Here is a 22,345-nt window from a genome sequence, read left to right as displayed (position 1 = left end):
CTCAGAAATTGTGGTAACCGCCGTCGATCGTGAAGCAGTCGCCGGTATGGTGCGCGCTGGCCTTGGACATCAGGTACACCGCGATGCCGGCGAAATCCTCCGGCTTGCCGAAGCGGCGCTGCGGGATGCGCGCGGTCACCGCGCTGACGAACTTGGCGCTTTCCAGCAGCGGCCCGGTCATCGCCGTCTCGATCCAGCCCGGCACGATCGAGTTCGCGGTGACGCCGTAGCGCGCGTACTCGACACAAAGCCCGCGCATGGTCGACAGCAGCGCACCCTTGGTGGCGGCGTAGTCCTCGCCGCGCGCCAGGCCCGACACGGCCGAGAGGCTGCTGGTGGCCACCAGCCGGCCGAAGGCATCGCCGGCCTCGGCGCGCTGCTTCATGTGCTGCGCCGCGCACTGCAAGGTGAAGAGGGCTCCCTTCAGGTTGACGCCGAAGGTGCGGTCCAGGTCCGCCTCGCTCATCTCGTGGAAAGGCTTCTGCACGCTCATGACGCCGGCATTGGCGAAGCAGCCGTCCACGCGCCCGAACTGCTCCAGCGTGGCGGCGAAGCTGCGATCCACCTCCGCCTTGCTCGACACGTCGCAGCGCAGCGCCGCGGCGCGGCGTCCGTGGGCGCGCAGGCGCTCCAGGGCCTCGGCGTTGCGCGCCTCGCGGGTGCCCCAGATGCAGACATCGGCCCCGGCCTGCGCCAGGCCCTCGGCGATGCCCAGCCCGATGCCGGCATTGCCGCCGGTAACCAGGACCACGCGCCCGGAGAGATCGAAGGGGGCGTAGGTCATCCGCGCACTCCCGCGGAGCTGAGCACATGGCGCGCCAGCAGGTTGCGCTGGATCTCGTTGGTGCCGGCGTAGATCGAGGTCTTGCGGTAGTTGAAGTACAGCGGCGTCACCGCCGCCGCATGGTCCGGGATGGGGCGCACTGGAGCCTCGCGGCCACGGACCTCGGCGAAGCTGTCCTGCACGAAGGGCAGCCCGTCGGGCCCCAGCGCCTCCATGGCCAGCTCGCTCAATGCCTGCTGCAGCTCCGTGCCCACCAGCTTGAACATGCTCGACATGGCACCGATGGCCGCACCCGACTCCACGCTGGAGAAGAAGCGCATCTCGGCGGCATCCACCGCCTCCACCCGTACCGCCAGTTCGGCATAGCGTCGGCGGAAATCCGGATCGTCGATCAGCCGGCCGCCGTTGCCGGCGGGCTGCTCCCTGGCGATATGGCGGATCTTGGCCAGCAGGTAGCGCAGCAGCGAGCCGTAGGCCGTGCCGCGCTCGAACTGCAGCAGGTACTTGGCGTAGGTCCAGCCCAGCCCTTCCTCGCCGATGCGGTTCTCCACCGGCACGCACACGTTCTCGAAGAACAGCTGGTTGACCTCCTGTTCGCCGTCGATGGGGCCGTCCAGCGAGGGCAGCGGCCGGATGCTGATGCCGGGCGTGCGCATGTCGGCCAGCAGGAAGCTGATGCCGCTCTGGGCCTTGGCCTCGCGGTTGGTGCGCACCAGGCAGAAGATCCAGTCCGCCCACTGCGCGTGCGTGGTCCAGATCTTGGAGCCGTTGAGTACGTAGTGGTCGCCGTCACGCACCGCGCTCATCTGCAGCGAGGCGAGGTCGGAGCCGGAGCCCGGCTCGGAGTAGCCCTGGCACCAGCATTCGTCGGTATTGAGGATCTTCGGCAGGAAGCTCTGCTTCTGTGCCTCGGTGCCGTACTCCATGATGACGTACGCCACCATGGCGATGCCCATCGGCGAGACGATCGGGCAACCCGCCGCCGCCGTCTCGCTCTGGAAGATATAGCGCTGCGTCGGCGTCCAGTCCGGCCCGCCGTACTGCACCGGCCAGCCCGGCGCGGCCCAGCCCCTGGCGGCCAGCTTCTTCTGCCATTTCACCTGCCCGGCCTTGTCCAGATAGCCGTTCTTGCTCTGCGACATCAGCTTCTTCAGCTCCGGATCGTAGGCCTGCTTGATCCAGGCGCGGACCTCGTCGCGGAAGGCCAGCTCTTCGGTCGTGTAGTCGAGATTCATGTCGGTCTCCTCAGGCGGCGTCGGCCAGCGACAGGTCGGCGTAGCGCCGAAGGTGGAAGTCGGCGTTGCCGAACTGCGCGCCGATGGCGGTGGCCCGGCGGAAGTAATGGCCCAGCGACAGCTCTTCGGTCACGCCCATGCCGCCGTGGATCTGCACGGCCGACTGGCCGATGAACTTCGCCGCGTTGCCGATCTGCACCTTGGCCGCACTGGCTGCCAGCGCGCGCTCCGCCGCCGGGCGGTCCAGTTTCATCGTCGCCACCAGCGTCAGCGCCGCCGACTGTTCCAGCGCCGTGTACATGTCGGCCATGCGGTGCTGCAGGACCTGGAACGTCGACAGCGGCACGCCGAACTGCTTGCGCTGGCTGGCGTAGGCCACCGTGTCGGCCAGCATGCGGCGCATGCCGCCCACGGCCTCGGCGCAGAGCGCGCAGATCGCCTCGTCGGCGATGCGTTCCACCAGCGGCAGCGCGGCGCCCTCGGCACCGACCAGGCGCGCAGCGGGCACGACGACATCGTCGAAGGAGAGATCCGAGGCGCGGCCGCCATCGATGGTCGGGTAGTCGGAGCGCGTGAGGCCCCTGGCGCCGGCGTCCACCAGCAACAGGCTGATGCCCGGCCCGCTCCTTGCGGTCACCAGGAACTGGCTGGCCCAGGGGCCGCCGGCCACTCCGGTCTTGCGGCCGTTGAGCCGGTAGCCGCCCTCGGCCGGAGCAGCCGTGGCAGCGATATCGCCGAGGCTGTAGCGCGCCTGGCGCTCCGCCGCGGCAAACGCCAGCACGGCATGGCCCGCGATGATGCGCGGCAGCCACTCCGCCGCCAGCGCCCCGCCCGCCTGACGCAACAGGCCGCCGCCGATCACCACGGTTCCCAGGTAAGGCTCCACGACCAGGGCCTTGCCGAGTTCCTCCATGACGATGGCATTCTCGATGGCGCCGCCGCCCAGGCCGCCGTATTCCTCCGGGAACGGCGCCCCCAGCAGGTTCAGTCGCTCGGCGAGGTCCGCCCAGACCTTGGGACGCCAGCCGGCCGGCGTGGACACCGCCGCCCGCCGCATCTCGAAGTCATAGTGATCGGCCAGGTAGCTGGCCAGGGTGTCGCGCAGCAGGTCCTGCTCGACGCTGTAGTCGAAATCCATCCGCGGTCTCCTCCGGGGCTTTTGCCCATCTTAGCCCCGGCCGCGGCGGATGCCCTCGTTCGCCGCCATCCTGCCGCAGGCAGGCGCGGAGCGGATTGTCCGGAAGGGTCGCGGACTGAACCGGGTTCCGGAAACGCGCGGTGCTCAGCCAGCCGTCCTGGCGGCCTTGCCGGCCAAGGCCAGCGCCACGCGCGAGCGCGTCGGCCGGCCCAGAGCGGCGCTGATGTAGTCGCCGGCGCAGGCCAGCGCCTTCAGGTCCACGCCGGTCTCGATACCCATGCCCTGCAGCATGTACACCAGGTCCTCGCTCGCCACGTTGCCCGAGGCACCCGCCGCATAGGGGCAGCCGCCGAGACCCGCCACCGAACTGTCGAACACCGTCACGCCACTCTCCAGCGAGGCCAGCACATTAGCCAGGGCCTGGCCGTAGGTATCGTGGAAATGCCCGGCAAGCCGGTCCAGCGGCACGCGCCGGGCCACTGCCTCGATCATGCGCCGCGTCGCCAGGGGCGTACCGACGCCGATGGTGTCGCCCAGCGAAATCTCGTGGCAGCCCATGTCGTAGATCTCGCCCGCCACCTCGGCCACCTTCTCCGGAGCGACGTCACCCTGGTAAGGACAGCCCAACGCGGTGGAGACATAGGCCCGCACCGGGATACCCTGCTGCTTCGCCGCCAGCACCACGTCCTCGAAACGCTTCAGGCTCTCGGCGATGGAGCAGTTGATGTTCTTCTGCGTGAACGCCTCGGAAGCGGCGCCGAACACCGCCACTTCCTGGGCTCCCGCCGCCACCGCCGCCTCGAATCCCTTGAGGTTGGGTGCCAGCACCGAATAGGTCAGGCCCTCGCGCCGCGGCGCGCCGCGCATCACCGCGTCATGGTCCGCCATCTGCGGCACCCACTTGGGCGAGACGAACGCCGTGGCCTCGATGTGGCGCAGGCCGGCATCGGCCAGCCGCGTGATCAGGTCCAGCTTGATCCCGGTGGGCACCACGCCCGGCTCGTTCTGGAGGCCGTCGCGAACGCCGACCTCGACCAGCTTCACCCGCTGCGGCAGCCGGCTCACGCGGCCGCCTTGAAGTCGACCAGTTCCATGCCGTCCTTGACCTGTTCGCCGGCGGCCGCGAGGAAGGCCTGTACCACGCCCCTGGCCGGCGCGCAGAGCGTGTGTTCCATCTTCATCGCCTCCATCACCAGCAGCGGCGCGCCCTTCTCCACCTCGGCACCGGGTTCCACCAGCAGCGCGACGATCTTGCCCGGCATCGGCGCCGCCAGGCCGCCGTCCGCGTCCTGTTCCTCGCCGGCATGGGCCAGCGGGTCCAGGAGCGTCAGCGCCGTGTGGCGTCCGCCCTGGAACACATGCAACTGCTCGCCCAGCGCCACGACCGTGGCCTCGGTATGACGCTCGCCCGCGGCGTATCGCAGCAGGCCATTGGCCGCGGTCGAGATGCGCACCGCCTCGCCGTCGATCGACAGCCCCTGGCGGCCGTACTGCAGGCTCAGCTCGCGTCGCTGCTCGCCCGCGCTGAACGCCATGCGGCGACCGAGATCGGCGTTGATGCGCCAGCCGTCGGCCACGCCCCAGGGCGAATGCAGGTCCAGCGACGCGGCGGCCTTCTCGCGCAGGCGCCGCTGCTCCTGCGTCGCGGTCCACAGCGCCGCCGCTTCCACGGCGGCGGCCGGCAAGCCCGCATCGGCAGTCAGCAGGGCCTCGCCCTCGCGGGCGATCAGGCCGGTATCGACCGTGCCGGCGCGGAACTCGGCGTGGCCCACCAGGCGCGACAGGAAGGCAATGTTGTTGCCGACGCCGACGATCTGGAACCGCGACAGCGCCGCCAGCATGCGTTCGGTGGCGCGCTCCCGGTTCTCGTCCCAGACGATCAGCTTGGCAATCATCGGATCGTAGTGCGGGCTGATCTCGTCGCCCTGCTCCACGCCGGTGTCGATGCGCACGTTGGCCGAGGCGGCCGGCGGCGCGCAGTGCACCAGGCGCCCGATCGACGGCAGGAAGCCCTTTTCCGGCTCCTCGGCGTAGACGCGCACCTCGATCGAATGGCCGCGCAGGGGCACCTGTTCCTGCGCCAGCGGCAGCGGCTGGCCGGCGGCCACGCGCAACTGCCACTCCACCAGGTCCTGCCCCGTGATCATCTCGGTGACCGGGTGCTCGACCTGCAGGCGGGTGTTCATCTCCATGAAGTAGAAGGAGCCCGACGGGTCGGCGATGAACTCCACCGTACCGGCACCGACATAACCGACGGCGCGCGCGGCATCGCAGGCGGCCTTGCCCATGGCGGCGCGGCGCCCGGCCGTCATGCCCGGGGCCGGCGCCTCCTCCACCACCTTCTGGTGGCGGCGCTGCGCCGAGCAGTCGCGCTCGTGCAGGTGGATCACCTGCCCCTGGCTGTCGCCGAACACCTGGATCTCGATATGGCGCGGGCGTACCAGGTACTTCTCGATCAGCACGCGGTCGTCGCCGAAGCTGGCGCTCGCCTCGCGCTGGCAGGAGGCCAGCGCGGCTTCGAAATCCTCGCTGCGCTCGACCACGCGCATGCCCTTGCCGCCGCCGCCGGCGGAGGCCTTGATCAGCACCGGGTAGCCGATGCGGTCGGCCTGCGAGCGCAGGAAAGCCGGCTCCTGCCGGTCGCCGTGGTAGCCCGGCACCAGCGGCACGCCGGCCTTCTCCATCAGCGCCTTTGCGGCGGACTTGGAGCCCATGGCGCGGATCGCGCTCACCGGCGGGCCGATGAACACCACCCCCGCCGCGGCGCAGGCCTCGGCGAAGCCCTCGTTCTCCGACAGGAAGCCATAGCCCGGATGCACCGCCTGGGCGCCGCTCTGCCGGGCGACTTCCAGGATGCGGTCGGCACGCAGGTAGCTCTCGCGCGAGGCGGCGGGACCGACGCAGTAGGCCTCGTCGGCCAGGCGCACGTGGCGCGAACCGGCATCGGCCTCGGAATACACCGCCACGGTGCGGATGCCCAGGCGGCGGCAGGTGGCGATCACGCGGCAGGCGATCTCGCCGCGGTTGGCAATCAGGATTTTCGTGAACATGGCCATTACATCCTGAACACGCCGAAGCGCGTCTGCGGAATCGGAGCGTTGAGCGAGGCCGACAGGCCCAGCGCCAGCAGGCGGCGAGTCTGGGCGGGATCGACGATGCCGTCGTCCCAGAGGCGCGCGCTGGCGTAGTACGGGCTGCCCTGCGTGTCGAACTGGGCGCGAGTCGGCGCCTTGAACTTCTCCTCCTCCTCCGCGCTCCAGGTCTTGCCCTGCGCTTCCAGGCCGTCGCGGCGCACGGTGGCCAGCACGCTGGCCGCCTGCTCGCCGCCCATCACCGAGATGCGCGAGTTGGGCCAGGTCCACAGGAAGCGCGGCGAGTAGGCGCGGCCGCACATGCCGTAGTTGCCGGCGCCGAAGGAGCCGCCGATCAGCACGGTGAACTTGGGCACCTGCGCCGTGGCCACGGCCGTCACCAGCTTGGCGCCGTCCTTGGCGATGCCCGCGTTCTCGTACTTGCGGCCCACCATGAAGCCGGTGATGTTCTGCAGGAACAGCAGCGGGATGCCGCGCTGCGCGCAGAGCTCGATGAAGTGCGCGCCCTTCTGGGCGGACTCCGAGAACAGGATGCCGTTGTTGGCGAGGATACCCACGGGGTAGCCGTGGATATGGGCAAAGCCGGTGACCAGGGTGCTGCCGTAGCGCGCCTTGAACTCGTCCAGCCGCGAGCCGTCCACGATGCGGGCGATCACCTCGCGCACGTCATAGGGCTTGCGCGTGTCCGCCGGGATGATGCCGTAGATCTCCTCCGGATCGTACAGCGGCGCTTCCGGGGCCTGGATGTCCACGCCCGGCTGCTTGCGGATGTTGAGGTTGCCGACGATGCGGCGCACCAGCGACAGCGCGTGGTGGTCGTTCTCGGCGAAATGGTCGGCCACGCCGGAGATGCGCGTGTGCACGTCGGCGCCGCCCAAATCCTCCGCGCTCACCACCTCGCCGGTCGCCGCCTTCACCAGCGGCGGGCCGCCGAGGAAGATCGTGCCCTGGTTCTTCACGATCACCGTCTCGTCCGACATCGCCGGCACGTAGGCGCCGCCGGCGGTGCAGGAGCCCATCACGCAGGCGATCTGCGGGATGCCCAGGGCCGAGAGATTGGCCTGGTTGTAGAAGATGCGGCCGAAATGGTCGCGGTCGGGGAAGACCTCGTCCTGCATCGGCAGGAAGGCGCCGCCGGAGTCCACCAGGTAGACGCAGGGCAGCCGGTTCTCGCGTGCGATCTCCTGCGCGCGCAAGTGCTTCTTCACCGTGACCGGGTAGTAGGTGCCGCCCTTCACCGTGGCATCGTTGGCCACGATCATGCACTCGCGGCCCTGGATGCTGCCGATGCCGGCGACGACGCCCGCGCAGGGCACTTCGCCGTTGTACATGCCGTGGCCGGCCAGCGCGGAGACCTCGAGGAAGGCCGAGCCCGGGTCGAGCAGGCCGTCGATGCGGTCGCGGGCCAGCAGCTTGCCGCGCGCCGTGTGCTTCTGCCGCGCCGCCTCGGAACCGCCGCGGGCCGCCTCGGCCGTCTTGGCGCGGAGCTCGTCGACCAGCCCGCGCATCAGCGCGGCATTGGCCTGGAACTCGGCGGAGTTCGTGCGGACCTTCGATTTGATCGCGCTCATGGGATCAGTGCTTCGATTCGCCGAACAGCTCGCGGCCGATCAGCATGCGTCGGATTTCCGAGGTGCCGGCGCCGATCTCGTAGAGCTTGGCGTCGCGCCACAGGCGGCCGGTGGGGAACTCGTTGATGTAGCCGTTGCCACCCAGGGCCTGGATCGCCTGGCCGGCCATCCAGGTCGCCTTCTCGGCGGAATACAGGATCGCGCCGGCGGCATCCTTGCGCGTGGTCTCGCCGCGGTCGCAGGCGCGTGCCACGGCGTAGACATAGGCACGGCAGGCATTGAGGCCCACGTACATGTCGGCCAGCTTGGCCTGCATCAGCTGGAACTCGCCGATCGACTGGCCGAACTGCTTGCGGTCGTGCACGTAGGGCACCACCACGTCGAGGCAGGCCGCCATGATGCCCAGCGGGCCGCCGGAGAGCACCACGCGCTCGTAGTCCAGGCCCGACATCAGCACGTTGACGCCGCGGCCGACGGCGCCCAGCACGTTCTCCTCCGGCACCTCGCAGTCGGTGAACACCAGCTCGCAGGTGTTGGAGCCGCGCATGCCCAGCTTGTCCAGCTTCTGCGCCGTGCTGAAGCCCTTGAAGCCCTTCTCCACGATGAAGGCCGTCATGCCGCGCGAGCCGGCGGCCGGGTCGGTCTTGGCATAGATGATCAGGGTGTTGGCATCGGGGCCGTTGGTGATCCACATCTTGTTGCCGTTGAGCACGTAGCGGTCGCCCTTCTTGTCGGCGCGCAGCTTCATGCTGACCACGTCGGAGCCGGCGCCCGGCTCGCTCATCGCCAGCGCGCCGATGTGCTCGCCGCTGACCAGCTTGGGCAGGTATTTCCTCTTCTGCGCCTCGTTGCCGTTCTTGCGCAGCTGGTTCACGCAAAGATTGGAGTGCGCGCCATAGGACAGGCCGATGGCCGAGCAGGCGCGGGAGATCTCCTCCATCGCCACCACGTGGGCCAGGTAGCCCAGGTTGGTGCCGCCGTACTCCTCCTCCACCGTCAGGCCCAGCAGTCCCAACTCGCCGAACTTGCGCCAGAGCATGTTGGGAAAAGCGTTTTCATGGTCGGCCTGTGCCGCCAGCGGCGCGACCTCGCCGGCGGCGAAGCGCTCGGTGGCCTCGCGCAGCTGGTCGATGTCCGCGCCGAGATCGAAATTGAGACTCTTGAAGGTCATGTCTGCGATGCCTGCCTGAAGGAAGTGCCTGCGGGTCCGGGAATCCCGGGAGCCTGCATCCTAAGCCTCCACCGCAAAAAAGTGAAGTCACTTTCACAAATTTAACCAAGATTCACTTTATACTCGCCCCATGGCCTACCAGCGCTCCGCCCTGATGCAGGAACGCCTCGCGGAAAACCGCGAGCGCATCCTGCGCTCGGCCCGCGCCCTGATCGCCCGCGGCGGCTTCCGCGAGGCCTCGATCACCGCGGTGGCGGCCGACGCCGGCCTGTCCACCGGCGCGATCTACCGCTACTTCCCCTCCAAGGCGGAGCTGTTCGTCGAGGTGCTGACCGAGGCCGTGCGGCGCGAGTGCGACATCCTGCGCGAGATCATCGGCCGGCCCGGCACCGCGGACCAGCGCCTGCGGGCCGCCGTGGACTCCTTTGCCCGCCGCGCTCTGGAAGGCCCCTATCTCGCCTACGCCTTCATCGCCGAACCCACCGATCCCGAGGTCGAGGCCGCCCGTATCCTCTGCCGCCAGGAGTTCAGCGACGTCTTCAAGACCGTGCTGCGCCAGGGCATCTCCACCGGCGAGTTTCCCCGGCAGTCGGTGGACGTCAGCGCCGCCTGCATCGTCGGCGCCTTCACCGAGGCCCTGGTGCGGCCGGTAGCCCCCACCACGCCGCGCAGCAAGGACGAGAAGCTGATCGAGGCCATCGTCGATTTCTGTGCCCGCGCGGTGTCCGGACCGGCCCGGCAGGCTTAAAATGCCCGCCTTGCTGGCGCCGTCTCGGCACCGGCTTGAAGATAATTCTTCAAGTGACTGAAATAGAACGTAAATTCTGCGTTGCTCCGATGATGGACTGGACCGACCGGCATTGCCGGTTCTTCCTGCGCCTGATGTCGCGCCGTGCCTGGCTGTACACCGAGATGGTCACCACCGGCGCCATCATCCACGGCGACCGCGAGCGCTTCCTGCGCTTCCACCCGGCCGAGCATCCCGTGGCCCTGCAGCTCGGCGGCTCCGAGCCGGACGACCTGGCCCGCTGCGCCGAGATCGGCACGGCCTACGGCTACGACGAGATCAACCTCAACTGCGGCTGCCCCTCCGACCGCGTGCAGGAGGGCCGCTTCGGCGCCTGCCTGATGAAGGAGCCGGCGCGCGTCGCCGAAGCGGTGGCCGCCATGCGCCGCGCCACCCACCTGCCGGTCACGGTCAAGACCCGCATCGGCGTGGACGAATCCGAGGACTACGTCTTCCTGAAGGACTTCATCGAGACCGTCGCCGCCGCCGGCTGCACGATCTTCATCGTCCACGCCCGCAAGGCCTGGCTGAAGGGCCTCTCGCCCAAGGAGAACCGCGAGATCCCGCCGCTGCAGTACGAGGTGGTGCATCGCCTCAAGCGCGAGTTCCCGCAGCTCACCATCGTGCTCAATGGCGGCCTCAAGACCCTGGATGCCTGCGTCGAGCAGATGCAGGAACTCGACGGCGTCATGCTCGGCCGCGAGGTCTACGAGAACCCCTACCTGATGACCGGGGTGGACTCGCGCATCTACGGCGAGGCTGCGGTGGAACTGACCCGCCCGGCCGTGATCGAAGCGCTGCTGGACTACGTGGACCGCGAACTGGCGGCCGGCGCTCAGCTGAACCACATCAGCCGGCACATCCTGGGCCTGTTCCGCGGCCAGCCCGGCGGACGAGCATTCCGCCGCGTGATCTCGCAGAATGCCACCCGGCCCGGTGCCGGCGCGGACGTCATCCGCGCCGCCCTGGCGGAGGTGGAGGCTGCCGCCCTTCGTCCGGCGGCGTAGAACTCGTTGAAGGACAAAACATGAAACAATTGCTGCTCTCTCTAGCCCTGGGACTCACTATGTCGATTGCAAATGCCGCACCCGTGCAGGTGCTGATGGAAACCACCGAAGGCAACATCAAGCTGGAGCTTGATTCCGCCAAGGCGCCGAAGTCGGTCGCCAACTTCGTCCAGTACGCCAAGGACGGTCACTACGACGGCCTGGTGTTCCACCGCGTCATCAGCGGCTTCATGATCCAGGGCGGCGGCTACGACGAGAAGAACGACCAGCGCAAGACCCGCGCGCCGATCGACAACGAAGCCAAGAACGGCCTGAAGAACGACCGCGGCACCATCGCCATGGCCCGCACCTCGGTGCCCAACTCGGCCACCTCTCAGTTCTTCATCAACCACGGCAACAACGACTTCCTGAACTACCCGGGCCAGGACGGCTGGGGCTATGCCGTGTTCGGCAAGGTGACCGAAGGCCTGGACGTGGTCGACAAGATCGCCGCCACCCGCACCGGCAACCTGCCGCCGTTCGGCCGCGACGTGCCGGTGACGCCGATCGTGATCCGCAAGGTCACGATCATCGAGGCCAAGTAAGGTCTGCACCGCAGGTCCGGTCCGCGTGACTCCGCGCACGCTGTTCCTGTCCGACCTGCACCTGCCGCCGGGGCCCTCGCCCTTCCGCGAGGGCTTCCGGCGCTTCCTCGAAGGACCCGCCCGCCATGCCGAGGCGGTCTACATCCTCGGGGACCTCTTCGAATACTGGATCGGCGACGACCTCGGCATGCAGGAGTACGCCGCCGAGGTGGCCCTGCTCGCCGCGCTCTCCCAGCAAGGCGTGAAGCTGTACTTCCAGCGCGGCAACCGCGACTTCCTGGTCGGCGAGGACTTCTGCGCCCTGGCCGGCGTGGAGTTGCTGCGCGACCCCGCCGTCATCGATCTCTACGGCGGCATCACCGTGCTTTCGCATGGCGACCTGCTCTGCACCGACGATCTGGGCTACCAGCGCTGGCGCCGCTTCGCCCACAACCGCACCGCCCAGGGCATCTTCCGCGCCCTGCCCCGCGCCTGGCGCGAGCGCATCGCCCAGCGCGTGCGCCGCCGCAGCAACAGCGGCAAGCGCTACAAGCCCGAGGACATCATGGACGTCAACGCGGCCGCGGTGGAAGCCTTCTTCCGGCTCTCCGGCGCCCGCCGCCTGATCCACGGCCACACCCACCGCCCGGCCCAGCACGACCTGTCCGGGGGCATGCAGCGCATTGTGCTGGCCGACTGGCGGCCCGAGCGCATGGAATACCTCGCGGTGACGCAGGAAGGCCTATACCGGCTCACGGTCTGAGCCCGGGCAAGCCCTTATACTGGGTCACCGGACCGCGGACCGCGGCTCGCCGAGAGGGGTAACGATGACGCTCTGGCCATCCTTTCTGCCGCCGCGCTTCGCTGCATTCGCCGCGGCCTGCCTGCTGACCCTGCTGAGCTTCGCCGCCGGCTTCGTCCAGCCCGGCTGGTGGCTGGTCACCGCGGTGGCGGGATTCCTGGCCTTCGTCGGCATCTGGGACCTGGCGCAGAGCAAGCAGTCGATCCGACGCAACTACCCGATCCTGGCGCACCTGCGCTTCTTCCTCGAATTCATCCGTCCGGAGATCCGCCAGTACTTCCTGGAGTCGGACACCGACCCCATCCCCTTCTCCCGCGCGCAGCGTTCGCTGGTCTACCAGCGCGCCAAGAGCCAGATCGACCTGCGGCCCTTCGGCACCCAGCACAACGTCTATGCCGACGACTACGAGTGGATCAACCACTCCATGCTGCCGCTGCGCATCGCCGACAACGACTTCCGCGTGATGATCGGGGCCAGGACCTGCGCCCAGCCCTACAGCGCCTCGGTGTTCAACATCTCGGCGATGAGCTTCGGCGCGCTGTCCGCCAACGCCATCCTCGCCCTCAACAAGGGTGCGCGGCTCGGCGGCTTCGCCCACGATACCGGCGAAGGCTCGATCAGCCGCTATCACCGCGAGCACGGCGGCGACCTGATCTGGGAGATCGGCAGCGGCTACTTCGGCTGCCGCGACGAGCAGGGCCGTTTCGACCCGGAGGCCTTCGCGCGCAACGCGGCCGATCCCCAGGTCAAGATGATCGAGATCAAGCTGTCGCAGGGTGCCAAGCCGGGCCATGGCGGCGTGCTGCCGGGCGCCAAGGTGACGCCGGAGATCGCCGAGGCCCGCGGCGTCCCCATAGGCAAGGACTGCATCTCGCCGCCGCGGCACGCCGCCTTCACCACGCCGATCGAGCTGCTGCAGTTCATCGCAAGGCTGCGCGAACTGTCCGGCGGCAAGCCGGTCGGCTTCAAGTTCGCGCTGGGACACCCCTGGGAATTCTTCGCCATCTGCAAGGCCATGCTGGAGACGGACATCACGCCGGACTTCATCGTGGTGGACGGCGGCGAAGGCGGCACCGGTGCCGCACCGGTGGAGTTCACCGACCACGTCGGCACGCCGCTGCAGGAAGCCCTGCTGCTGGTGCGCAACACCCTGGTGGGCCTGAACCTGAAGGACCGCGTCAGCATCGGCGCCAGCGGCAAGATCATCTCGGCCTTCGACATGGCGCGCTACATGGCTCTGGGCGCGGACTGGTGCAACAGCGGGCGCGGCTTCATGTTCGCGCTGGGCTGCCTGCAGGCGCAGACCTGCCATACCGGCCACTGCCCCACCGGCGTCACCACCCAGGACAAGCTGCGCCAGCGCGCCCTGGTGCCGGCCGACAAGGCCGTGCGCGTGCACCAGTTCCACCACCACACGCTGCATGCGCTGGGCGAGCTGGTGGGCGCGGCCGGCCTGCAGCACCCGGCGGAACTGCAGCCGCGGCACATCGTGCGGCGCGTCTCGGCCAACGACGTGCGCCTTGTCTCCAACCTGATCACCTGGCTCAACCCCGGCGACCTGCTGGAGAGCCGCGCCAGCCACCCGGTGTACCAGTACTTCTGGCACATGGCGGCGGCGCATACCTTCGAGGCGCAGGTGCCGGCGGACAAGGAACTGCCGCCACCGAAGTTCAGCGGACTCAAGACCTCCCAGATGGCGCACTGAGCGCCGGCACCGCTCAGCGCGGAGCCGCCAGCAGCGCGTCCATCTCCGCATCGCCGAAGCCGGCCAGCCGGCGGGCCTCGCGGTTCAGCGGCGGCGCCACGCGCACGCGATGCTCGGCGAGCAGGCGCGCGAATGTCGGCTTCGGCTCCAGGCCGCGCTGCGCGCAGAGATGCTCGAACCAGCGCGTGCCGATCGCCACGTGACGCACCTCCTCGTCGAGGATCACGCGCAGGATCGCGACGGTCCCGGCATCGCCGGCCTCCGTGAGCCGCTGGATCATTCCCGGCGTCACGTCCAGCCCGCGGGCCTCCAGCACGCGCGGCACCAGGGCCATGCGCAGCAGGGGATCGTCCGCGGTCTTCTCGGCGGCCTCCCACAGCCCATTGTGCGCCGGCAGGTCGCCGTAGGCGGTGCCGAGTTGCGCCAGGCGCCCGGACAGCATCGTGAAATGCCGGGCCTCGTCCTGCGCCACGCTGAGCCAGTCGCGGTAGTAGCCGGCCGGCATGCCGCGGAAGCGCCAGCAGGCATCCAGCGCCAGGTTGATCGCGTTGAACTCGATATGGGCCACCGCATGCAGCAGCGCCGCGCGCCCGGCCACGCTGCCGAGACCGCGGTGCGGCACGTCACGCGGATGGATCAGCACCGGGCGCTGCGGGCGGCCGGGCACGCCAATGCCGTCCTCGGCCATGGCCGGCACCGGGAAATCGCCCGGCGGCAACGCCAGCGCCGCGACCCGCTCGCACTTGGCCGGCGGATCGGGCTCCGCCAGCGCGGCATGGATCGCGGCGAAGGCGTCCACGGCGTCGGCGGGCCCTAGGCCAGCCCGCGTTCCAGGTCGCGGATGATGTCCTCGATGTCCTCCAGCCCCACCGAGATGCGCAGCAGGCTCTCGGTGATGCCGGCCTGCTCGCGGGCCTCCGGCGTGACGCGGGCATGCGTGGTGGTGGCCGGGTGCGTGATGGTGCTGCGCGTGTCGCCCAGGTTGGCGGTGATCGACAGCATCCGGGTGCTGTCCACCAGCTTCCAGGCCGCTTCGCGGCCGCCTTCCACCTCGAAGGACACGATGCCGCCGAAGCCCACCGCGGCACTGGCGCCGCGGCCAGGCGATGCGAGCTGGCGCCTGGCCAGCTCGTGCTGGGGATGCTCCGGCAGGCCCGGGTAGAACACCCGCTTCACGCGCGGTTGTGCCTTGAGCCACTGCGCCAGCTTCAGCGCGCTGTCGCTGTGGGCCCGCACGCGCAGCGCCAGCGTCTCCAGGCCCTTCAGGAACACCCAGGCGTTGAACGGCGACAGGCAGGGGCCGGCCGTCCTCATGTAGCTGTAGATGTCCTTGCCGACGCGCTGGGCGTCGCCGACGATGGCGCCGCCGATACAGCGGCCCTGGCCGTCGATGTACTTGGTGCCGGAGTGGATCACGAAGTCGGCGCCCAGCTTCAGCGGCTGGCTCAGCACCGGCGTCAGGAAGCAGTTGTCCACGGCCAGCAGTGCGCCGTGCGCATGGGCGATGTCCGCCAGCGCACGGATGTCGGCCAGCTCCATCAGCGGATTGGACGGCGTCTCCACGAAGAACAGCTTCGTGTTGGGCCTGACCGCCGCCTTCCAGGCCGCCGGGTCGGTGGGATCGACATAGGTCGTCTCCAGGCCGAAGCGGGACAGGATGTTGTTGAACAGGTTGATGCTGGCGCCGAACAGCCCGCGCGAGGCCAGGATGTGGTCCCCGGCCTTGAGCAGGGCCAGGCACAGGGTCTGGATCGCCACCATGCCGCTGGCGGTGGCGATGCAGGCCTCGCCCCCCTCCATCGCCGCCAGGCGGCGCTCGAAGGCTTCTACCGTGGGGTTGGAGAAGCGGGCATAGATGTAGCCGGGCTGCTGGCCGCTGAACACCGCGGCCGCCTCGGCGGCGCTGCGGTACACATGGGAGGAGGTCAGCGAGACCGAAGCGGAATGCTCCATGTTCTCCGTGCGCGGCTCGGCGGCCCGGATGCCCAGGGTGGCGTAGCCCCACTCGGGGTCGAAGTACGGCTCGGTCGTGTCGGTCACTGCCCTGCACTCCTGCGGGCAATGAAAAAGCCCGTCGGTCAAAACCAAACGGGCTTCCAGCCCCGTTTAGCGATATTTATTGGACCTTCCCGGGGGAAAGCCCGCGCCTGCAAGCTGGGATCAAAAGGGCGCGGGGCGGACTTTAAGGCGAACCGCCCGACAACTCAAGCGTTCTGGATCTCGATCACGGTGGACGAAGCGCGCTTGCGCGCCGCCTTGGCCGCATCGGAGCGGAACAGCTCCAGCTGGTTGAGATACTCGGTGGTGATGTCCTGCGTGATGTACTCGCCGGTGAACACCGAGGTGTCGAAGCGCGTGATGCGCGGATTTCCGGCGCGCACGGCCTCGATCAGGTCGTTCAGGTCCTGGTAGATCAGGCGGTCGGCGCCCAGCATGCGCTGCAGCTCCTCCACCGTATGGCCATGGGCCACCAGCTCCGAGGCCGTCGGCATGTCGATGCCGTAGACGTTCGGATAGCGCACCGGCGGCGAGGCGGAGGCGAAGTAGACCTTCATCGCGCCGGCCTCGCGGGCCATCTGGATGATCTCCTTGGAGGTGGTGCCGCGTACGATGGAGTCATCCACCAGCAGCACGTTCTTGCCCTTGAACTCCAGGTCGATCGGGTTCAGCTTCTGGCGCACCGATTTCTTGCGCTGGGCCTGGCCCGGCATGATGAAGGTGCGGCCGATGTAGCGGTTCTTGATGAAGCCCTCGCGGTAGGGCACGCCCAGGCGCGCCGCCAGTTCGGCGCCGGCGACGCGGCTGGTGTCCGGGATCGGGATCACCACGTCGATGTCATGGTCCGGCCACTCGCGCAGGATCTTCTCGGCCAGCTTCACGCCCATGCGCAGGCGCGCCTTGTAGACGTAGATGTTGTCCATCACCGAGTCCGGGCGCGCAAGGTACACGTACTCGAACAGGCAGGGCGAATAGGTCGGGTTGGCGGCGCACTGGCGCTTGTGCAGCTTGCCGTCGAGCGTGATCAGCACGGCTTCGCCCGGAGCGATGTCGCCGATGATCTCGAAGCCCAGCGCGTCCAGCGCCACCGACTCGGAGGCGATCAGGTAGTCCACGCCGTTGGGGCCCAGGCGGCGGCCATAGACCGCCGGGCGGATGCCGAAGGGATCGCGGAAGCCGACCACGCCGAAGCCGGTGATCATCGCCACGCAGGCATAGGCGCCGCGGCAGCGCTGGTGCACGCCGGACACGGCGGCGAAGACGTCGTCCGGCGACAGGCGCAGCGCGCCGCGCTGCATCAGCTCGTGCGCGAAGACATTGAGCAGCACCTCGGAGTCGGACTCGGTGTTGAGGTGGCGGCGGTCCTGCAGGAACAGCTCCTGCTTCAGCTCCTCGGCGTTGGTCAGGTTGCCGTTGTGCGACAGCGAGATGCCGAAGGGCGTGTTGGTGTAGAAGGGCTGCGCCTCGGCCGAGGTGGAGCAGCCCGCGGTGGGATAGCGAACATGCGCCACGCCCATGTTCCCCCGCAGCATGACCATGTGCTCGTCCTTGGCGAAGACGTCGCGCACCAGGCCGTTCTCCTTGCGCAGGTACAGGCGATCGCCGTCATTGGTGATCATGCCTGCCGCATCCTGCCCGCGATGCTGCAGCATGGTCAGGGCGTCGAACAGTTCCGAGTTGACCCCGGCGCCCTGGGTGACGATACCGGCAATTCCGCACATGGTTAGCCTTGCTGAGTCTGAAGAGAAGAATTGGGGGCGGGACGCAGGACTTCAAGCCAGCGTTCCGGGACCAGTGTGCCCAGCCCGTCGGCCAGCCACTCGAATTTGTCGATCAGCAGCGATTGCTGCCACCAGGGTTCCGCCTTGGCGCCCATCTGGCCGGCCAGCAGCACGAAGCCGGCGGTCAGCACCACGGCGCGCGCCAGGCCGTAGCCGCCGCCCACCATGCGGTTGGGCAGGCTCAGGAAGCTGTCCTTGACCGCCTCCGAGACGAAATGCGTGACCAGCGCTCCCACCAGCAGGCCGCCCAGGAACAGCAGCAGGTAGGCGCAGCCCAGGCGCAGCGCGGGATTGGCGATTTTGCCCGCCAGGGCGTCGGCCAGGGTATGGCCGAGCAGCCAGGCCAGCAGGAGGGCGAAGAGCCAGGTGGCAAGACCGAGGATTTCGCGGGTGAATCCGCGCAGCAGGCCGATGGCGACCGAGAGGATGAAGACGGCAAGAATGCAGTAGTCAACCCAGATCATGCGGCCTGCCCAGTAGGTAGAACGGGATTTTAACATCCCGCCGCTACCCTCGCGCGCCGTACGGCTGCTCAGTGCCCGCGTCAGTCCTTGCGCACCGTGGCCTGGGCAAAACCCAGCTGCACCGCCTTGGCCTTGGCGGCCTGCGCCGCCGCCTCGTCGGACAGCGGCCCCACGCGCACGCGGTAGAGCACGCCCTTGGCGGTATCCACCGGGCCGAACTGGGTCGGCAGGCCGGCCGCCTTCAGCTTGCCCTCCGCGGTCCGCGCATTCTCGAGCGCCGCGTAGCTGCCCACCTGCACGCTCCAGCGCTCCTTGCCGGCCGGCTTGGCGGGTTCGGGCCGGGCGGGCTCCGCCTTCGCCGCCGGCGCGGGAGCCGGCTTGGCCACGGCAACCTCCGGCTTCGGCGGCGGCGGCGCGGCAGCGGGCTCGGGCTTGGCCGGGGCCACTGGCTTGGTCACTTCGGCCTGGGCGCGCGGTGCCGGCGGCTCCAGCCTGGGCCGGGCCGCGATCTCGGGACGGGCCGGCGGCGGAACCTCGGGCTTGGCGGGAGGCGGCGGCGTGGTAGCGCCGGGGGCCGTCAGGCCTTCCATGCTGTTGTCCTGCTTGAGTTGCACCGGCGGCGCCTTGCCCACCGGCGCCGGCAACACGCGGCTGGTGGAGGATTGCGCCAGCGTCTCGGAGGGACGGATCGCCACCGGTGCCGCCGCCATGCGGCTGTCGCCCTCGGCGTCCGCCGGGGCCGGCTCGTCGATCTCCGGCTCGCCCTCCACCACAGGGTCGGGCTCGCCGGACAGGGTGGCCGGCTCCGGCGCGGCGATCGCCGGCGGCATCGTGCGGTCGCCCTCCGCCACCGGCTTCGGCTCGCCGCCGTCCAGGTCGATGGTGACCCGGCGCACCCCATCGTCGCGCTCGACCTGGCCCGGCTTGGGCAGCAGGAAGGCCATCAGCAGCGCCACGGCCAGCAAGACCAGGGCACCGATCAGGCGATTCTTGAGTTGCTCATTCATGCAGTACATCCAGGGCCGCAGCCACGGTAATAAACGATCCGGTCACCACCACCAGGTCCTCGGGCGCCGCCTGCGCCAGCGCGCGCCGCAGCGCTTCCGGGATATCGCGGCAGGCCTCGGTGTCCATGCCCAGGCTGCGCAGCCGCGCCTGCAGGGCATGGGCGTCCAGCCCGCGAGGCCCGGGCAGGCCACCGAGGAAGGCGCGCGAAACCTGCGGCTGCAGCAGCCGCGCGAAGGCCTCGACCGGCTTGTCCGCCAGCATGCCCAGCACCAGCAGCACACGCCCGCGCGGGCGCAGGCTCTGCAGGTGCTCGGCGAGCACCTCCGCGGCCTCGGCATTGTGGCCGACATCCAGCAGGCAGGCACCCAGGCGCTGCAGGCGTCCCGGCAGCCGCAGCGCGCGCAACGCCGCCGCGACGGCCGCAGGCGCCACCGGCAGCCGCTCGCGCAGCGTCTCCAGCAGGGCCAGCACGCCGCTGGCGTTCTGCAGCTGCATGGCGCCCGGCAGGGCCGGCGGCGGCAGGTCATCGAGGGCGCCGGCAGGTCCCCGCCAGCGCCAAGCGCCGTCACGAGGCGCGAAGTCGTAGTCGCGGCCCAGCCGCAGCAGCGGCACTCCCAGGTCCTGCGCGATCTGCAGCACCGACTCCGGCGGATGCCGCTCCACCAACACCGCCGGCCGGCCCGGGCGCAGGATGCCCGCCTTCTCGCGGCCGATGCTCTCGCGGTCCGCACCCAGCCAGTCGGTATGATCCAGGCCGATGTTGGTGATCAGCGCGGCATCGGGATCGACGATGTTGACCGCGTCCAGGCGGCCGCCGAGCCCCACCTCCAGCACCTGCACCTGCACGTCCGCTTCGCGGAACAGCCACAGCGCCGCCAGGGTGCCGAACTCGAAATAGGTCAGCGGCGTCGCCGCGCGCGCTTGCTCGATCGCCGCGAAGGCGCGGCACAGCTGCGCGTCCGATGCCGGCACGCCGTCGATCATCACGCGCTCGTTGTAGCGCTGCAGGTGCGGCGAGGTATAGAGCCCGGTGCGGTAGCCGGCCTCGCGGCAGATCGCCGCGGCCAGCGTGGAGCTGGAGCCCTTGCCGTTGGTCCCCGCGATGGTCAGCGTGACCGCCCGCGCCGGCAGCAGGCCCAGGCGCAGCGCGACGCTGCGCACGCGCTCCAGCCCCAGTTCGATGCTCTTCGGGTGCAGCTGCTCCTGCCAGGCCAGCCAGTCCGCGAGCGTCCACGCCGCGGTCGGAATGGCAGAGGCAGGGCTCAGTTCGGCTGCTCCACGACCGTGGGCGTGAAATGCGTCAGCATCGACAGGATGCGATAGAGCTTCTCGCGCATCTCGCGGCGGTCGATGATCATGTCGATCGCGCCTTTCTCCAGCAGGAACTCGGCGCGCTGGAAGCCCTCGGGAAGCTTCTGGCGCACGGTCTGCTCGATCACGCGCGGCCCGGCGAAGCCGATCAGCGCGCGCGGCTCGGCGATGTTGATGTCGCCCAGCATCGCCAGGCTCGCCGACACGCCGCCCATGGTCGGGTGCGTCAGCACGGAGATGAACGGCAGGCCGCGCTCCGACAGGCGCGCCAGCGCCGCCGAGGTCTTGGCCATCTGCATCAGCGAGAACAGCGACTCCTGCATGCGCGCGCCACCGGTGGCGGCGAAGCAGATCATCGGCGTGCCGTACTCCAGCGCCGCGTCCACGCCCTGCACGAACTTCTCGCCCACCACGCTGCCCATGGAGCCGCCCATGAAGCTGAACTCGAAGGACGCCGTCACCACCGGCAGGCCCATGAGCTGGCCGCGCATCACCACCAGCGCATCCTTCTCCTGGGTCTCGGCCTGCGCTTCCTTGATGCGCTCGGTGTACTTGCGGCTGTCCTTGAACTTCAGCGGATCGGTCGGGATCACGTTGGCGGCGATCTCGAAACGCGGTTCCGGGTCCAGGAAATGGTTGAGGCGCTCGCGCGCATCGATCGGACGGTGCGTGCCGCACTTGGGACACACCTCCAGGGTCCGCTCCAGTTCCGCCCGGTACAGCACGGACTGGCAGCTCTCGCACTTGGTCCAGAGCCCCTCCGGGACGCTCTTGCTGCGGCGCCCGTTGGTCAGCAGCTTGGATCCTGAAATCTTGTCGAGCCAGCTCATCGGCTACTCAATTCCCTTTGTCTAGAGCCTCGCGCAGCGGCGCCAGCTTGTCGGCCAGCCGTCCCGGCAGCGTTGAAGGCTCATTCTGATGCTTCTCGATTTCGGCGACCAGTGCGCTGCCTACGACCACGGCATCGGCCACCGCCCCTACCGCGCGCGCCGAAGCGGCGTCGCGGATTCCGAATCCCACCGCCAGCGGAAGTTTCGTAAACCGCCGGATTTCCTGCAATTTTTCTGCCACGCTGGCCACGTCGAGGCTGGCCGCACCGGTCACGCCCTTGAGCGAAACGTAGTAAAGGTAGCCACTGGCCTGGCGGGCCACGGCCTGGATGCGCTCCGCCGGGCTGGTCGGCGCCAGCAGGAAGATGCAATCCAGACCCTGCGAGCGTAGCGCAGGCACGTAGCCGTCCGCCTCCTCCACCGCCAGGTCCACGATCAGCACGCCGTCCACGCCCGCGCGTGCCGCGCGCTCGGCAAAGGCGGCCACGCCGCGCATCTCGATGGGGTTGAGGTAGCCCATCAGCACCACCGGGGTGGCGCTGTCGGTCTTCCGGAACTCCGCCACCATGTCGATGATGTCCCACAGGCCGGTGCCGTGCTTCAGCGCACGCTCGCAGGCCAGCTGGATCACCGGGCCGTCCGCCATCGGGTCGGAGAAGGGCACGCCCAGTTCGATCACGTCGGCACCGGCCTTGACCAGCGCATGCATCAGGCCCAGCGTGGCGTCCGGCTGCGGATCGCCGGCGGTGATGTACGGGATCAGCGCCTTGCGGCCCTGGCTGCGGATGCGCTCCAGGGTTTCCTTGATGCGGCTCATANGTGGAACGCGGCCAGCGCCTCGTCGTCGTTGATCGCCGCGTACTCGACGCGGCCGAGATCCTTCAGCCAGGCATGCTCCGGGCCCACGCCCGGGTAGTCCAGGCCGGCCGAGATCGAGTGCGTCGGCAGGATCTGCCCGTTCTCGTCGGCCATGATGTAGGTGCGGTTGCCGTGCAGCACGCCGGCCTTGCCGGCATTGAGCGGCGCCGCGTGGTCCGGCGTCTGCACGCCGTGGCCGCCGGCCTCCACGCCGATCATGCGCACGCCCCGGTGCTCGAT

The 22,345-nt window shown here is 69.3% G+C and carries 20 protein-coding genes and 1 pseudogene; 5 read left to right on the top strand and 16 right to left on the bottom strand.

The genetic code is table 11. The annotated features are described in order from the left end of the window. Nucleotide 1 precedes the first annotated feature (1 nt). The 7 genes from C3942_RS16565 to C3942_RS16535 form a co-directional block, all read right to left on the bottom strand. The gene (locus C3942_RS16565) at nucleotides 2-784 is read right to left on the bottom strand and encodes an SDR family NAD(P)-dependent oxidoreductase (protein WP_104231477.1); all 783 of its coding nucleotides are present in this window, start codon (nucleotides 782-784) and stop codon (nucleotides 2-4) included. Next, nucleotides 781-2,019: an acyl-CoA dehydrogenase family protein gene (locus tag C3942_RS16560; RefSeq protein ID WP_104231476.1), complete on the bottom strand. Its 1,239-nt coding sequence runs from the start codon at nucleotides 2,017-2,019 to the stop codon at nucleotides 781-783. The genes C3942_RS16565 and C3942_RS16560 overlap by 4 nt, the downstream gene beginning before the upstream one ends. A gap of 10 nt (nucleotides 2,020-2,029) precedes the next feature. Further along, complete coding sequence (locus C3942_RS16555) at nucleotides 2,030-3,157, bottom strand: acyl-CoA dehydrogenase family protein (RefSeq protein ID WP_104231475.1); 1,128 nt, start codon at nucleotides 3,155-3,157, stop codon at nucleotides 2,030-2,032. Nucleotides 3,158-3,301: 144 nt separating this feature from the next. Beyond that, nucleotides 3,302-4,222: a hydroxymethylglutaryl-CoA lyase gene (locus C3942_RS16550; protein ID WP_279331231.1), complete on the bottom strand. Its 921-nt coding sequence runs from the start codon at nucleotides 4,220-4,222 to the stop codon at nucleotides 3,302-3,304. Beyond that, complete coding sequence (locus C3942_RS16545) at nucleotides 4,219-6,207, bottom strand: acetyl/propionyl/methylcrotonyl-CoA carboxylase subunit alpha (RefSeq protein WP_104231617.1); 1,989 nt, start codon at nucleotides 6,205-6,207, stop codon at nucleotides 4,219-4,221. Before C3942_RS16545 ends, C3942_RS16550 begins: the two co-directional genes overlap by 4 nt. 5 nt (nucleotides 6,208-6,212) lie before the next feature. Then, a complete protein-coding gene (locus C3942_RS16540) occupies nucleotides 6,213-7,820 on the bottom strand; it encodes a carboxyl transferase domain-containing protein (protein WP_104231474.1) in 1,608 nt (535 codons plus the stop codon). Nucleotides 7,821-7,824: 4 nt separating this feature from the next. Beyond that, on the bottom strand, nucleotides 7,825-8,991 hold the full coding sequence (locus C3942_RS16535) for an isovaleryl-CoA dehydrogenase (RefSeq protein ID WP_104231473.1): 1,167 nt from the start codon (nucleotides 8,989-8,991) through the stop codon (nucleotides 7,825-7,827). Nucleotides 8,992-9,121: 130 nt separating this feature from the next. Here C3942_RS16535 and C3942_RS16530 point away from each other — a divergent pair, with 130 nt between their 5' ends. From C3942_RS16530 to C3942_RS16510, 5 genes are all read left to right on the top strand, one after another. Then, complete coding sequence (locus C3942_RS16530; protein ID WP_104231472.1) at nucleotides 9,122-9,739, top strand: TetR/AcrR family transcriptional regulator; 618 nt, start codon at nucleotides 9,122-9,124, stop codon at nucleotides 9,737-9,739. A 53-nt stretch (nucleotides 9,740-9,792) separates the two neighbouring features. Next, nucleotides 9,793-10,785, top strand: coding sequence for a tRNA dihydrouridine(20/20a) synthase DusA (gene dusA, locus C3942_RS16525; protein WP_104231471.1), 993 nt, complete (start codon nucleotides 9,793-9,795; stop codon nucleotides 10,783-10,785). Between the two features lie 20 nt (nucleotides 10,786-10,805). Then, the gene (locus C3942_RS16520) at nucleotides 10,806-11,369 is read left to right on the top strand and encodes a peptidylprolyl isomerase (RefSeq protein ID WP_104231470.1); all 564 of its coding nucleotides are present in this window, start codon (nucleotides 10,806-10,808) and stop codon (nucleotides 11,367-11,369) included. A 25-nt stretch (nucleotides 11,370-11,394) separates the two neighbouring features. Next, nucleotides 11,395-12,111 (top strand): UDP-2,3-diacylglucosamine diphosphatase, encoded by a 717-nt coding sequence (locus C3942_RS16515; protein WP_104231469.1) that lies wholly within the window; start codon nucleotides 11,395-11,397, stop codon nucleotides 12,109-12,111. A gap of 64 nt (nucleotides 12,112-12,175) precedes the next feature. Further along, entirely contained in the window at nucleotides 12,176-13,855 is a 1,680-nt protein-coding gene (locus C3942_RS16510; RefSeq protein ID WP_104231468.1) for an FMN-binding glutamate synthase family protein, read from the top strand. Between the two features lie 13 nt (nucleotides 13,856-13,868). Here C3942_RS16510 and C3942_RS16505 read toward each other — a convergent pair whose 3' ends face one another. The 9 genes and pseudogenes from C3942_RS16505 to C3942_RS16465 form a co-directional block, all read right to left on the bottom strand. Further along, on the bottom strand, nucleotides 13,869-14,654 hold the full coding sequence (locus C3942_RS16505) for a ferritin-like domain-containing protein (protein ID WP_165797490.1): 786 nt from the start codon (nucleotides 14,652-14,654) through the stop codon (nucleotides 13,869-13,871). 14 nt (nucleotides 14,655-14,668) lie between these two features. Next, complete coding sequence (locus C3942_RS16500) at nucleotides 14,669-15,895, bottom strand: O-succinylhomoserine sulfhydrylase (protein ID WP_104231467.1); 1,227 nt, start codon at nucleotides 15,893-15,895, stop codon at nucleotides 14,669-14,671. Nucleotides 15,896-16,059: 164 nt separating this feature from the next. Next, the gene (purF, locus tag C3942_RS16495; RefSeq protein WP_104231466.1) at nucleotides 16,060-17,574 is read right to left on the bottom strand and encodes an amidophosphoribosyltransferase; all 1,515 of its coding nucleotides are present in this window, start codon (nucleotides 17,572-17,574) and stop codon (nucleotides 16,060-16,062) included. 2 nt (nucleotides 17,575-17,576) lie between these two features. After that, nucleotides 17,577-18,098 (bottom strand): CvpA family protein, encoded by a 522-nt coding sequence (locus C3942_RS16490; RefSeq protein ID WP_165797489.1) that lies wholly within the window; start codon nucleotides 18,096-18,098, stop codon nucleotides 17,577-17,579. An 80-nt stretch (nucleotides 18,099-18,178) separates the two neighbouring features. After that, a complete protein-coding gene (locus tag C3942_RS16485) occupies nucleotides 18,179-19,105 on the bottom strand; it encodes an SPOR domain-containing protein (protein WP_104231464.1) in 927 nt (308 codons plus the stop codon). Beyond that, nucleotides 19,098-20,354 carry a bifunctional tetrahydrofolate synthase/dihydrofolate synthase gene (folC, locus tag C3942_RS16480; protein WP_104231615.1) on the bottom strand — a complete coding sequence of 419 codons (1,257 nt, stop codon included), beginning with the start codon at nucleotides 20,352-20,354 and terminating at the stop codon, nucleotides 19,098-19,100. The genes C3942_RS16485 and folC overlap by 8 nt, the downstream gene beginning before the upstream one ends. Nucleotides 20,355-20,368: 14 nt before the next feature. Beyond that, nucleotides 20,369-21,247 carry an acetyl-CoA carboxylase, carboxyltransferase subunit beta gene (gene accD / locus C3942_RS16475; RefSeq protein ID WP_104231463.1) on the bottom strand — a complete coding sequence of 293 codons (879 nt, stop codon included), beginning with the start codon at nucleotides 21,245-21,247 and terminating at the stop codon, nucleotides 20,369-20,371. A 7-nt stretch (nucleotides 21,248-21,254) separates the two neighbouring features. Further along, nucleotides 21,255-22,064 (bottom strand): tryptophan synthase subunit alpha, encoded by an 810-nt coding sequence (gene trpA / locus C3942_RS16470; RefSeq protein WP_104231462.1) that lies wholly within the window; start codon nucleotides 22,062-22,064, stop codon nucleotides 21,255-21,257. Nucleotides 22,065-22,066: 2 nt separating this feature from the next. Beyond that, nucleotides 22,067-22,345, bottom strand: a pseudogene (locus C3942_RS16465) (tryptophan synthase subunit beta); the annotation flags it as partial.

Source organism: Solimonas fluminis, from assembly GCF_002930645.1.
GTDB classification, from domain to species: Bacteria; Pseudomonadota; Gammaproteobacteria; order Nevskiales; family Nevskiaceae; genus Solimonas_A; species Solimonas_A fluminis.
The sequence above is the reverse complement of the archived record's forward strand: the minus strand, read 5'-3'. Positions and strand labels throughout refer to the sequence as shown.